This window comes from Methylocaldum sp. (genome assembly GCF_039794385.1).
GTDB lineage: Bacteria > Pseudomonadota > Gammaproteobacteria > Methylococcales > Methylococcaceae > Methylocaldum.
In genome coordinates, this window is the sequence record NZ_JBDIVO010000130.1 from 1 (window position 1) to 11,677 (window position 11,677).

Annotated in this window: 13 protein-coding genes; 10 read left to right on the forward strand and 3 right to left on the reverse strand. The window is 59.8% G+C overall.

What is annotated here, in order from left to right; all coding sequences use genetic code 11:
* From ABJK70_RS12545 to ABJK70_RS12555, 3 genes are all read left to right on the forward strand, one after another.
* The coding region (locus tag ABJK70_RS12545; RefSeq protein ID WP_347258142.1) for a lipocalin family protein at nt 1-729 on the forward strand (729 nt) is incomplete at its 5' end.
* A gap of 56 nt (nt 730-785) precedes the next feature.
* On the forward strand, nt 786-2,210 hold the full coding sequence (locus ABJK70_RS12550) for a hypothetical protein (RefSeq protein ID WP_347258143.1): 1,425 nt from the start codon (nt 786-788) through the stop codon (nt 2,208-2,210).
* A 239-nt stretch (nt 2,211-2,449) separates the two neighbouring features.
* The gene (locus ABJK70_RS12555; protein ID WP_168175309.1) at nt 2,450-3,004 is read left to right on the forward strand and encodes a DUF488 domain-containing protein; all 555 of its coding nucleotides are present in this window, start codon (nt 2,450-2,452) and stop codon (nt 3,002-3,004) included.
* Nucleotides 3,005-3,044: 40 nt separating this feature from the next.
* Here ABJK70_RS12555 and ABJK70_RS12560 read toward each other — a convergent pair whose 3' ends face one another.
* A complete protein-coding gene (locus tag ABJK70_RS12560; RefSeq protein ID WP_077727934.1) occupies nt 3,045-3,224 on the reverse strand; it encodes a hypothetical protein in 180 nt (59 codons plus the stop codon).
* Nucleotides 3,225-3,494: 270 nt separating this feature from the next.
* On the opposite strand from ABJK70_RS12560, the gene ABJK70_RS12565 reads away from it, so the two are divergent.
* From ABJK70_RS12565 to ABJK70_RS12580, 4 genes are all read left to right on the forward strand, one after another.
* Nucleotides 3,495-4,394, forward strand: a complete 900-nt coding sequence (locus tag ABJK70_RS12565) for an isoaspartyl peptidase/L-asparaginase (protein ID WP_077727935.1) — start codon at nt 3,495-3,497, stop codon at nt 4,392-4,394.
* A complete protein-coding gene (locus tag ABJK70_RS12570) occupies nt 4,391-5,305 on the forward strand; it encodes a M90 family metallopeptidase (protein WP_077727936.1) in 915 nt (304 codons plus the stop codon). Before ABJK70_RS12565 ends, ABJK70_RS12570 begins: the two co-directional genes overlap by 4 nt.
* Complete coding sequence (locus tag ABJK70_RS12575) at nt 5,283-5,798, forward strand: WbuC family cupin fold metalloprotein (RefSeq protein WP_205780630.1); 516 nt, start codon at nt 5,283-5,285, stop codon at nt 5,796-5,798. Before ABJK70_RS12570 ends, ABJK70_RS12575 begins: the two co-directional genes overlap by 23 nt.
* A 338-nt stretch (nt 5,799-6,136) precedes the next feature.
* Nucleotides 6,137-6,643: a cupredoxin family protein gene (locus tag ABJK70_RS12580; protein ID WP_077727937.1), complete on the forward strand. Its 507-nt coding sequence runs from the start codon at nt 6,137-6,139 to the stop codon at nt 6,641-6,643.
* Between the two features lie 208 nt (nt 6,644-6,851).
* On the opposite strand, the gene ABJK70_RS12585 is transcribed toward ABJK70_RS12580, so the two are convergent.
* Nucleotides 6,852-8,090, reverse strand: coding sequence for a hypothetical protein (locus ABJK70_RS12585; RefSeq protein WP_347258144.1), 1,239 nt, complete (start codon nt 8,088-8,090; stop codon nt 6,852-6,854).
* A 464-nt stretch (nt 8,091-8,554) separates the two neighbouring features.
* Here ABJK70_RS12585 and ABJK70_RS12590 point away from each other — a divergent pair, with 464 nt between their 5' ends.
* Together ABJK70_RS12590 and ABJK70_RS12595 are read left to right on the forward strand one after the other, a co-directional pair.
* The gene (locus ABJK70_RS12590) at nt 8,555-9,613 is read left to right on the forward strand and encodes an NAD-dependent epimerase/dehydratase family protein (protein ID WP_168175310.1); all 1,059 of its coding nucleotides are present in this window, start codon (nt 8,555-8,557) and stop codon (nt 9,611-9,613) included.
* Between the two features lie 52 nt (nt 9,614-9,665).
* Nucleotides 9,666-10,808, forward strand: a complete 1,143-nt coding sequence (locus ABJK70_RS12595; protein WP_077727940.1) for a Rieske 2Fe-2S domain-containing protein — start codon at nt 9,666-9,668, stop codon at nt 10,806-10,808.
* A gap of 109 nt (nt 10,809-10,917) precedes the next feature.
* Here the strand turns inward: ABJK70_RS12595 and ABJK70_RS12600 are convergent, their stop codons facing one another.
* Nucleotides 10,918-11,454, reverse strand: coding sequence for a CPBP family glutamic-type intramembrane protease (locus ABJK70_RS12600; RefSeq protein ID WP_077727941.1), 537 nt, complete (start codon nt 11,452-11,454; stop codon nt 10,918-10,920).
* Nucleotides 11,455-11,486: 32 nt separating this feature from the next.
* On the opposite strand from ABJK70_RS12600, the gene ABJK70_RS12605 reads away from it, so the two are divergent.
* Nucleotides 11,487-11,677: hypothetical protein (locus tag ABJK70_RS12605; protein ID WP_347258145.1), on the forward strand; the 191-nt coding region annotated here is incomplete at its 3' end.

Here is an 11,677-nt window from a genome sequence, read left to right on the forward strand (position 1 = left end):
CGTTTTGCAAGAGCGGCACTGGGCATGAGCGGGTATGATCCCGTTTCCGGGCTGGTCTGGCTGGACGACTGGAAGCTAAGGGTGCCGCTGGGAGAAACCACGTCCTTCACCTTGCAGGCCGACGCCGACGGGACGCAACTCAACCTCCGATTGGAGGCCCGAAAGCCCGCTGTCGTGCCGGCTGGGCAAAGCTTCCCGGCTGCTGCGGGAGGCCGTCTTCGCGCATATTTGCTTAGCCGTATGGCGATATCCGGAACGGTTCGGTTGGGCGAGCATCGACATAAGGTAACCGGCGAGGCCTGGCTCAGCCGCAGTTGGGGAAAACTAGCCCCGCCGGGCGGACAACTGGTCCTGAACCGCTATCAATTGCAGCTCGACGATGGCCGTGAGCTCCTGCTTTTCCAGCTGAGGCGCAAGGACGGCAGCGCGCCGCCAGTGTCGAGCGGGCTCCTGATCGAATCCGATGGCCGCGCTGTTCCGATTTCCGGAAACGACGTTCGGCTCGAACCCGCCACTTACTGGTCTAATCCCTCGGGAGTTCCTTATCCGGTAGGCTGGATCGTGAGGCTGCCGAAGCTCGAAGCCGAACTGCGCCTTTCTCCCTTAGTCGAAGATCAGGAAATCGTCCGGTCCGTTCGCGCCTGGTCCGGCGCGGTCTCGGTGTCCGGAACCGGGCCTCGCGGTAAAGCGCTTTCAGGGCGGGGTTTCGTCGAATTGGCCGGCTATTGACGGCTCGATTCCCAAAAAAAGGATTTTTCCGCTAAAAACCAGCTCGTGAGTCGAACATGCCGAATGCCAAAACATCGTCCGTCGCTTCGATCGTCTTTACGGCTTTCTTGCTGGCGGCCTGCGAATCGAGGGAACAGACGAACGCCGTCAGCTATTCGCCCGCCGGACCCGTTCCTGCCGAACAGCAGCGTCCGGGCGATCCGAACAAAGGTTACGAGGCATTGCTCAACGCGCCGTACATCACCTGCGGCATGCCTTATTCGGCCTACAAACAGACGGCCTCGGCGCCCGAGCCCATGACGCTTATTCTGGGGAGACCCGGCCGAAACGCCGAGTTGCCTTACAACCTCACGGCTTACACGACACCCAAGGGCGTGGAGCTCGTAGTGAACAATTGCCTGTCCTGCCATGCCGGTTTCTTCGCCGGAAAGCTGGTCATCGGCCTAGGCAACGAAAATCTCGATTTCACCGAGGACCGTACGGCTGCCGCAGAAGGCGTCGGCGCATACGTGGAGGACGAGGCCGAAGCGGCGGAATGGCGGCGCTGGGCGGACCGAATCCGTGCCATTGCCCCTTACATGATCACCGACACGATGGGCGCGAATCCGGCCATCAATATGACGTTCGCGCTGATCGCTCACCGGAATCCGGAAACGCTGGCATGGTCGCCGGAACCGCTGATCGAGCCGCCGCCGAAATCGGTCGCGCCGGTCAGCATTCCGCCCTGGTGGCGCATGGCAAAGAAGAACGCCTTGTTCTACAACGCCGAGGGCCGCGGTGATCTCGCACGGGCCATGATGGTGGGCGCCATATTCTGCGCCGATGACGTCGATACCGTGCGAAATATCGATGCCTACGCGCCGGATATTCTGGCTTACTTTGCATCGCTCAAACCGCCGCCGTGGCCTTTCGGTCTCGACGGCAAGCTGGCCGAACAGGGGCGCGCCGTATTCGAGCGAACATGCTCCGGCTGCCACGGTACCTATGGCGAACAGCCGATTTATCCCAATCTGGTGCTGGGACTCGACGAAATCGGCACCGATCCAGTGTTGGCGCAACACGCTGTCGGCGGCGCATCGGACCGGTTCATCGCATGGTTCAACGGCTCCTATTACGGCGAAACGGCTCGCGCCGCCCCGGCGCCGGGTTATTTCGCTCCGCCTTTGGACGGAATCTGGATTACCGCTCCTTACCTCCACAACGGATCGGTGCCGACCATCGAAGCCTTGCTCGACAGTTCGAAACGGCCGAAGTATTGGACGCGGTCGTACGAGTCGTCCGCGGCCGATTACGATCCGGTCGGCCTGGGCTGGCGCTACACGGCGCTGGGGCAGGGGAAAGCCGGTACGGACGACCTGCGGGAACGGAAAAAAATCTACGATACGACCTTGCCCGGCCACTCCAATGCCGGCCATGTTTTCGGCGACGGCTTGAGCCCGGAAGAACGCAAGGCCGTGCTCGAATACTTGAAGACACTATAGAAGCCCGGAACTTGCTTATGGCTGAAACTGCCGAAGTCTCGTCAGCGAAGGATTGCCCGCCTGCAACGGCTTATTTCGAGATATAGGTCAGAATGTCGGGATGCTTCTGATTGTTTTTCGAGTCCAAAAAGTGCATTACATACGAACTCGAACGTCCGCCCGAATCATCGGCGGACTGCCGGCGGGGTGTGCCGGTTCGGGAAATGGGAAAAAACAATCAGCAAGAAGGAAGTGAAGCCATGAAACTCTATTCCATCGGCCACAGCAACAGAAGCTCTGACGAACTGATCGATATGCTCAAGAGGCATGGCATCGGGTGTCTGGTCGACGTACGCAGCAGGCCCGGTTCCGCGCGTTTTAGACAATTCAACCGTCCTACGCTGGAACGGGCTTTAACGCAGGCCGGCATTCAGTATCAATGGGAAGGCGACAATCTGGGCGGATGGCGATCGGCGACACCGGACGATGTAAAACACAGGGTCTTGAATCCGGGATTCCGGTCGTATGCCGCCTATATGGAGACGCCGGATTTCCGCGAAGCCGTGGAACAAATACTAAGGCTGGCACGAATCTGCCGGACCGCGTTCATGTGTGCCGAGAAAGATCCGTCGTGCTGCCACCGCTCTCTGATTTCCGATTACCTGACGGTGCGCGGACACATTGTCGAACATCTTATCGTGCCGAACGAAAGCTGTAGGCACGACCTGCATTCCGCCGCACGAATCGTCGGCTCGCGACTGATCTATGATCGAATTCAGCAAAACCTGGAGTTGTTCGCGCCGGATGTTACGTGAGTACACCTGGCGGCCGAGGCGCATAAATGGGCAAGAGCGCTTATCCGCCCCGTCGAATCTGCTGCCGGATCTGCGCCAGATAGCGCCGAAAGAACGAAAACGCCGCATAGAGCAGCACCGCGTAGAGTATCCACTCCTGTAGCGAGACGCCGGTCGGATCGTCGTCGAACACGACGATGCCGACCAGGGCGACCAAAGAAAGGGCAAAATAGTTGTACATAGGAGGTTCCTCACAGAATGTATGAAACGCAAGTCGTTTTCGGTAAGCAGGACATCTGGGGAAGGGGAGTCTCCATAGAACCCGAAGCCGATCTTTATCGTGTTGAAACGGCCTTGCCCCATCCTTTGACCGCGAACCGGAAAAGCCCTTTTTTGACAAGATATGTCGAAGTTCGCATCTTAGACAAATTGCCCGCTGGGTTATTCCTGCACGGGATGACACCGACAAACGTCATCGCGCCGAATCGAACATCAATATGCAGTAAGCCGCATGGAAAAACGCTTTGCTGAGATTGCCCGCCCGCCGGTTCTCCTGATCCACGGCGGCGCCGGCTCCCCGGAATCGGATCCCCGACTAAGCGAGAAACGCTGGACTTTTATCGGCGATTTGGCAGCGTCGGCATGGGCCGAGATTTGCCGAGGCCAATCCGCCGTCGATGCCGTGACGGAAACCGTCAAGCGCTTGGAGGAATCGGCTCTGTTCAACGCCGGCTACGGCTCGGCCTTGCAAAGCGACGGACTTGCGCGTCTCTCGGCCTCGCTGATGGACGGCGAGCGCCTGAAATTCTCGGGCGTCATGCTTGCGACTCACTTGGTCCATCCCATCAAACTTGCCCGGGCGCTCCAGAACCGGGCGGAATCGGTGCTCGGTCCCTTGGGAGCCCAGCTTCTGGCCCGGGAACTCGGCATGCCGCCGCAAAACCCGGTTCCCCCGGAGCGGGCGCGGCGCTGGGCGGAGTATCTGGAGCGGCAGACCGGGCCCTCGGTCGGCGCCGGAACGGTGGGCGCGGTGGTCCTGGACCAGCGGGGCCGTCTGGCGGCCGCCACGTCCACCGGCGGCGGCCGGTTCAATTTTCCGGAACGAATATCCGATTCGGCGACGGTGGCGGGCAATTATGCCTCCGGCTACGCCGCCGTCAGTTGCACCGGCATCGGAGAACAAATCGTCGATGACGGCGTTGCGGTGCGTCTCGAAACGCGTGTTCGGGATGGCCGCAACATCGTGCAAGCCTCGGAAGCGACCTATCGCGAAGCCGTCGAGCGGAAGCGCGAATACGGTTGGATCGCCGTGGACCACAGCGGGGCGTGGAGCATGTGCTGGACGACCGAAACCATGCTCTGCGCCGCGATGAGCGCGGACCGTCCGAGTGCTGTCCTGGGTCGGCCATGATCTCGCCCTTTCGTCTACTCCGCCGGCGGCGGCGCCGCAAGTTGCTTCAGCGGGGGCTGATATCCGAATCGACCTGGCTTTGGTCGCTCGCGGGGCTTCGAATTTTCGATCTCTTGAATAACGAAGAACGGGAGCGTCTGCGTCAACTGTCCACCCTTTTCGTTCACGAAAAGATTTTCGAACCGGCGGGCGGGATGATTCTGGACGACCGGGTGCGCACCCGAATCGCCGCGCTGGCTTGTCTCCCTATTCTCAATCTGGACTTCGACTGCTACGACGGATGGCGTACGGTGGTGGTTTATCCCGGCGGATTCATACGCCCTCGCTCGGAATTCGACGCTATCGGCGTCATGCACGAATGGGAAGATGTGTTGACCGGTGAATCCTGGGAGCGCGGGCCGGTCATATTGTCGTGGGCGGACGTGCAGGGTTCCGGACATTGCGAAGGCTATAACGTCGTCATCCACGAAATGGCTCATAAGCTGGACATGCTCAATGGCGCAGCCGACGGTTTCCCGAACTTGCATCGCGGGATGGCGCGGCGGGTTTGGACTGACGCGTTCACGGCCGCGTTCGAAGATTTCAACGATCGCGTGGACCAGGAGGAGAAGACTCCCATAGATCCTTACGCGGCCGAAGCGCCCGGAGAATTTTTTGCGGTGCTCAGCGAATACTTTTTCGAAGCGCCAGACTTGGTGCGCATGGAATATCCGGAAATCTACGACCTCCTTGCGCAATTCTACAGACAAGACCCGGCCGCGCGATTTCGTTCATCATTACCGGCAGACCCATTTCAGACTCGCGATGCACAAGCGCCGCGCGAAAGCCGGCAAACCGGCCATAACCCGCTGCGCGAAGCGCTTGCCGACGCCGTATCAGGAGACGACCATGGACGTTTTGAAAACGATTAGCGACAAACAGCTCCTCCGGCTGATGGGCGAGGCCGCAGCCTCTCCCAGGCTTCGGAAAAACCTGAACATTCACCGCGACCTAGAGGACCCGATCCAGCGCCTGTTCAACGCCATGGAGCCCGGAACCTACGTCCGCCCTCACCGCCACGCGCGCCCGGACGGATGGGAACTGATGCTGGCGGTGCGCGGCGCGTTTTCCATCATTACCTTCGACGAAAAAGGAACCGTCCTGGAGCGCATCGACCTGAGCGCCGCGGGAGGCGATATGGCGGTGGAAATTCCGCCGTACACCTGGCATGCCGTGGTCGTTCTGGCACCCGAGACGGTCATGTTCGAGGTCAAACCGGGCCCTTACCGCCCCGTCGAGGACAAAGATTTCGCTGCTTGGGCTCCGGAGGAAGGCGATCCGGACGCGGAGCGTGTCGTGGCCTGGTATGAAGTCGCCAAGCCTGGCGAGCGCCTGGGGTTCCAGGAATCGGCGAAAGCGCAATGAAGATACGGAGAGGATTAGAGCGTTTTTCATCCCGGTGTACGGATTCGTGTAGGGCGGGAAGAACGTAGGTCGGCAATCCCTTCCCAATCGCAAACGGCATCTCTGGGAGCGCCAGAGCTGCCCTTCCGACAAAGCCCTTTGCCGAGCCGGTACGTCGGCAAAGGATTGCCGACCTACATATGGGGCTCCCTTACACCGAATCAGAAAATGCTCTAGTAGCTCGGCACCGATAAGAAATAGAAGCGGTCTCCGGACTTTTTTGCGCCACTCAAGATCTATGTCGTAGTTTGAGGGCACGCCACAAAACGTCTTCGAATTTCGATAAGGAGAATATCGTGATGTCACGTTCGATCTACCGCGCCGCCATTCTTGCTACTTTAGTCATGTCTGCCCTCGTAGTGCAGGCGCAGGACCTCGAATCGCCGGTATCGAAAGATCAACATCTGCCGGAAGAGCACTCCGGTTCTGAACAATCGGCCGCCGGTCAACCCGGCAAACCCGACGAAGTCACGCGCACGATCGAAATCAAAACCCTGGACAGCATGAAATACGATCCCTCGTCGCTTACGATAAATCGCGGAGAAACATTGCGCCTGATCGTTAATAACATCGGCCGACTGACGCACGAGGCAACCATCGGTACGGTTGCGGAGCAGGAATCGCACGCCGGGGAGATGCATGCCGCTCCCGACACGCCCCATGACAGCCCGAATTCCGTGACCGTAGAGCCGGGCCAAACGAAAGAGTTGGTTTGGCGGTTCGATCGACCCGGCCGATTCGAGATCGGCTGCCATGTTCCGGGACACTACCAGGCAGGGATGATCGCCGAAGTTACCGTCCGCTAGAGCCTCGGGAGAGCGCCAGCAATGACCACGCAACCAGTTATCACAACGCAACGCGCTCTATCTGCCCGTGCGCGAGCCTACGATAAGCCGACCGCTGTCGGCGGCGCGACGGGGTTTTGGTGCGGTGCTGAATCGACCGGCGGGTGCGTTCCCCCCGCGCTCTTGTGACGCTTTAGTCCAGCCGGCGTACTCGCTACGCATTCGGTCCTCAGCGACTCCGCACGGCAATTCCGTGCGGGTCGGCGCGCTCCTCATCGTCAGTATCGTCGACGTTCGAGACGGGGGCGACTAGCTTCAGCATTCCGCTTTTGCCGCCTCGTTTGACCTCGATCACCCCTATGCCGGGCGTCTGTCCCTGAGCGTTATTGAGCTCCGGATTGTTGCCGGTGAGCGGGAACGGTCCGCGCAGCGTCGCGTACACCCGATCGCCGCTCGGCGATATTCCGAGAATGTCCGGTGCCGGGTCCCGCGATACGACGCCAGCCAGTTTTATCTCGTTCACTACGTCGTCAGTTTCGGTATCGACCACGATGATCTTGTTGGCGGCGCGGTCGGCTACCCAAAGGTAACGTTCCTGCCGGGTGGCAAGCAGCCCATGCGAATCCACGTCTTGTTGTCCGTGATCGAAGACCACCGTCGGCGCAGGGGTGTCTGGCTTCGGATACGGATTTGGCGAAGGCGAGAACGCGCTCACCGGCAGAGCATAAAGTACGGATTGGAACCCGAGTTCGGCTCCACCGCCGCCGCCCGAATTGAAGTACATCTTGTTTCCCGTCTGGGCCGCCAGGAGACCGGCGGGTTCGATGGTCGAGGTCGTATACTCACCGGCGATAGCCATCGGCGTGGCGCGCGGATCGATGACAAACAGACCGCCGCCGCGAAGCGTGACAAACGCCAAGTTACTGGTGGAGTCCGGCAGCGCCAGGATGGGGGCGTTGTCCGGCCGAACACCGTCCTCATCGGCGGAGCCGAACTGTTTGAGGGCTCCGCTCGGCGTCGTCCCATCGGCAAGATTCAGAGTGGCGCTATGGTCGAGGGTAAAGGTGTTGGCTGCGTAATCGGTGTTGATTCTCTGTACGAGTTTGCCGTTCTGGTTAGCGACCAGAATATAGGCCTCATCCGGCGAAGGGACGGCTGCGTGAGCTTGCTTGCCTACATCGACCAGGAAAACCGGCTTTCGTGTTGCCGCCTCGATGATGAGAACATGTCCGGTGGCCACAAACGAGATGATGGCATGCGTGTGGGACGCATTGAAGGTGATGTAGTGCGGTCGACGCGGTGTTGCCGTGTCGTCCAGCCGCTGTGCCAATTTCGCTAGTTCGAAGACCTCCGGTTTTGCCTTGGACGCCGCATTCCGGGACAACTTTCTGCCATCGAATATGTACAGCTTGCCGCCGATGTCGTCATCGGGAATGGTGCTAGGCGGGAAACCCGATTGGTCGATCATCCAAACCTCGTGATTCGATTTGTCGGGTGCAGAGACTCCAATGGGAGAAAAGGCAGATAACGTTAGAAACAAGGCGACACCGAACGTGGTGGGGGGAAATCTATGGCGCATGGCGTTCTCCTGAACGGAGGCTGGTCATTTTTCCTTTTGAGAACCGAGGTTACTCATCTTGAGCGGAGGTGAATTTTCGACCCGATCTAATTTCTAACGACAACTTGCCGTCGCACGGGTTCACCCGAATCTGGGACGTTCCGGGTTTGGGTGTTTCGAATCCTGAAATATCTGTCCGTGGCGTATCGCGGACGAGACGCTCGCCCCGGTTACGGTAACGGAACCGACGAGCCACTTCGTGAAGGGCAAAATCAGCAAATTTCCGCTATGGGGGCCATCGACGGACTCCGGACCGAGGTAAATCGGAACTCCATGTCCCCGTATAGGTGCAAGACGCTTCCTTGGATAGAAGCGTGTTACCATCCGGTCTCGACACCACAGAGAAGGGAACCAACGTGAACTCGGGAAAAGTGCTAGTCACCGGAGCGACCGGCCATCTCGGCGCCAATCTCGTACGCCGCCTGCTGGCCGACGGAGACGAAGTCCGTGTCCTGATTCGACAGGGCCGCGACAACGGGGCCTTGGCGGGACTCGACGTCGACCGAGCCTATGGCGATTTGCGGGATTCCGAGGCGGTCGACGCGGCTGTGCGCGGCTGTTCCCGCGTCTATCACTGCGCGGCGCTGGTCTCGACCATAGCCGGGAATGGTGCCCATAAGCGGGAAGTCTTCGATACCAACGTCCTGGGCACGCGGCACATTCTGCAAGCCGCCGTCCGCCACAGCGTCGACAAGGTCGTGGTCTCCGGATCGCTCAGCGCCACCGGGTACGAACCGGACCGCCCCAGCCACGAAGGCATGCCGTTCTATCCCTTCGATCGCCATCTGCCCTACGGTTTCACCAAGCATCTGGCGGAACACGAGGCCTTGCGCGCCCACGCGGACGGCCTCAACGTGGTCGTCGCCACCTCCTGCGCCATCGTCGGTCCGCATGATTACAAGCCGTCGCGCATGGGACGCGTGCTCATCGACTACGCCCATGGCCGGCTCAAGGCCTATATCCCCGGCGGCTTCGAATTCGTCTCCACCCGCGATATCGCCGAGGGCCATGTGCTCGCCATGCGGAAAGGCCGTTCCGGGCAGAAGTACATCATCAGCACCGCTTACGCCAGTGTGGACGACCTGATGGCTCTCTACGGGCAGGTGACCGGGCGACCGTCCCCTGGACTGCGCTTGCCCGCACCCGTCATGGCCGCGCTGGCGGAAGTGGCCGACAAGACCTGGTTCCGGATCTTTCCCAACTCGCCTCGGCGATTCACGCCTGCCGCGGTGCGCCTGCTCTCGATGCGGCGCCGGGCGGATCACGAGAAGGCCGGACAGGAATTGGGCTATCGGCCCACCAGCCTGGCCGAAGCGATTCGGGAAGCCTACGAGGATTTCGTGCGCCGCGGTGTCATCACCCCACCTAAGTGAAACGGCTATTGGTCCCCGTTATCCACCCTTGGTCATATGGAGAGTACTGACGATGAGGAATGCGCAAGACACATCCCGGCAATCGCCGCCTGATTTCGCGGAAGCCAAAAACTCCCGGCAAAAGGCCCGTGCCGCCGGCCTCGATCCGGACCGCTGGTACGCGGTGGAATACGACAGCGCGGTCAAGAAAGGGGAGGTGAAGGAAGTCGTGTTCTGGAAGAGGTCCATTGCCCTGTTCCGCGGCAAGGACGGCGGGCTCGCGGCCGTTCAGAACCGCTGTCCGCACCGCCAGCTCAAGCTCACTCACGGCGTTGTGGATGGCTGCCATCTGCGCTGCGCCTATCACGGCTGGACGTTCAACCGGGACGGCTGGCTGATCGATTATTCCCATGACAGCTTCGGCAGACCGCTCATCAAGAACCGGTTGCGCACCTACCCGGTAAGCGTCCGCTACGGCCTGATCTGGCTGTTTCCGGGCGATCCGGCCCTGGCCGGAGAGCGAAAGATCCCCGAAATTCCGGAACTTACCGGAGACCGTCCATGGGCCAATTTTGCCGTGGATTTCATCTGGCGTACCCACCATTCCATGGTGATCGACAATATCTGCGACTTCGCCCACGCGTTCCTGCATCGGAAATACCGTCCCTTCGTCGACGCCAAGCTCACCCATCACGAAGCCGACGAGGACCGGGTTTACCTGACCTACGACGCCCACATGGCCGCTGGGCGGTTTTCAGGGATTTTCGTCGATCGTAACCGGGTCAACACCCGGTCCATCGAACTGTGCTACGAGTATCCCTACCAATGGACTAACACCGGCGACAGCATCAAGAACTGGTCGTTCCTGCTGCCTATCGACGAACGGACCACTCGCGTGTTTTTCCTGTTCTATTTCGACAGCGTCAAGATTCCGCTGCTTTCCGTGAAAACGCCGAAGTGGCTGACCCAGATGGTGCTGAACGTCGCCAAACCTCTGGTGTTCAAGCCCATACTGCTGGAGGACGGAATTGCCCTGGAAGCGGAGCAACAGGGCTATGAGCAGCATTGGGACGCACCTCCCATCGAGCTCAACCCCGTCGTGCCGATGTTTCAGCAGTTGACGGCGCGGAAGTGGGAGGATTATCTCGCCCGAGCGGCGGTCTCGGCCCGAGGCGGCAAACCGGGCCATCGAGAGATTCCGATATCCGGCGATTGACGCCGAAATCGCGCTTGGGCCTTTGTATGGCCGGTGGCTTCATCGCTCGGTTCTCGTGCAATATTCGGGGAATCTGAAATCGGTCAGAGCGCGTTCCATAACGGTTCCGTTACTCCCAAACTCCGGGGATCATCAGCTTCTGCCAACCGCCCAGAAACATGATCCACACGACCCCCGTAAGCCAATGAAACAGCATCGGTACCCAAATCGATCCCGATCTCAGGTAGGTGAGGGTGCATACGATGCCGAGCAGTGTCGCCAGCACCAAAAAAACCGGGTCGAGAAACACCGCTCTTCGTGACACCAAACCATTGACTGGATGGGAGGCCACAAAGGCAACGAGACTGACCGAGGACCAAACGAGTTTTGTTCTCGGAGAAGCCGCTTCAACCGGATGCGGCAGTAAGACGGCACGATATAAGACTTCCTCTACAAGACTCGGCGTCACGAGCAAAACGACGGGCGTTGAGGCGATTACCCAGGCGGATGCCTTCATCAACTCCAAACGACAAAATCCCGTCGCCCATCCGATCAGCAGAGCGCACAGCGCGTATACGCCGAATAACCCAAGGCATCCGCGCCAAGTCCGGCGCTCGGGGAAGGTCTTGAATGCCAGTCTTATGCTTCGCAAACGCACGTTCAACATCGCTCTCGGGCCTTATTCCTCGATGATACCCTGTGCGGGCCTGCTTAGCGGCGACGGTTGCCGCGCTCATCATCGACGCCGTGGCGATCGTGATGCCGATCAGGGACCATGCTACTATCGCTGCGATGTTCGGCAACACGCCCTTCGGAACATCGGTCTTGATACTCTTGCCGTGCAAATCTGCAGGACTCTGCGTTGAGCAGCCGGTCCTGCTCGACCTCAA

Excerpts from the sequence above, each read along its gene's own strand:
- ABJK70_RS12580 (WP_077727937.1), top strand. The coding sequence starts at position 6,137 with ATGTCACGTTCGATCTACCGCGCCGCCATTCTTGCTACTTTAGTCATG.
- ABJK70_RS12585 (WP_347258144.1), bottom strand. The coding sequence starts at position 8,090 with ATGATCGACCAATCGGGTTTCCCGCCTAGCACCATTCCCGATGACGAC.
- ABJK70_RS12550 (WP_347258143.1), top strand. The coding sequence starts at position 786 with ATGCCGAATGCCAAAACATCGTCCGTCGCTTCGATCGTCTTTACGGCT.
- ABJK70_RS12600 (WP_077727941.1), bottom strand. The coding sequence starts at position 11,454 with ATGTTGAACGTGCGTTTGCGAAGCATAAGACTGGCATTCAAGACCTTC.
- ABJK70_RS12595 (WP_077727940.1), top strand. The coding sequence starts at position 9,666 with ATGAGGAATGCGCAAGACACATCCCGGCAATCGCCGCCTGATTTCGCG.
- ABJK70_RS12555 (WP_168175309.1), top strand. The coding sequence starts at position 2,450 with ATGAAACTCTATTCCATCGGCCACAGCAACAGAAGCTCTGACGAACTG.
- ABJK70_RS12575 (WP_205780630.1), top strand. The coding sequence starts at position 5,283 with ATGGACGTTTTGAAAACGATTAGCGACAAACAGCTCCTCCGGCTGATG.
- ABJK70_RS12570 (WP_077727936.1), top strand. The coding sequence starts at position 4,391 with ATGATCTCGCCCTTTCGTCTACTCCGCCGGCGGCGGCGCCGCAAGTTG.
- ABJK70_RS12560 (WP_077727934.1), bottom strand. The coding sequence starts at position 3,224 with ATGTACAACTATTTTGCCCTTTCTTTGGTCGCCCTGGTCGGCATCGTC.
- ABJK70_RS12565 (WP_077727935.1), top strand. The coding sequence starts at position 3,495 with ATGGAAAAACGCTTTGCTGAGATTGCCCGCCCGCCGGTTCTCCTGATC.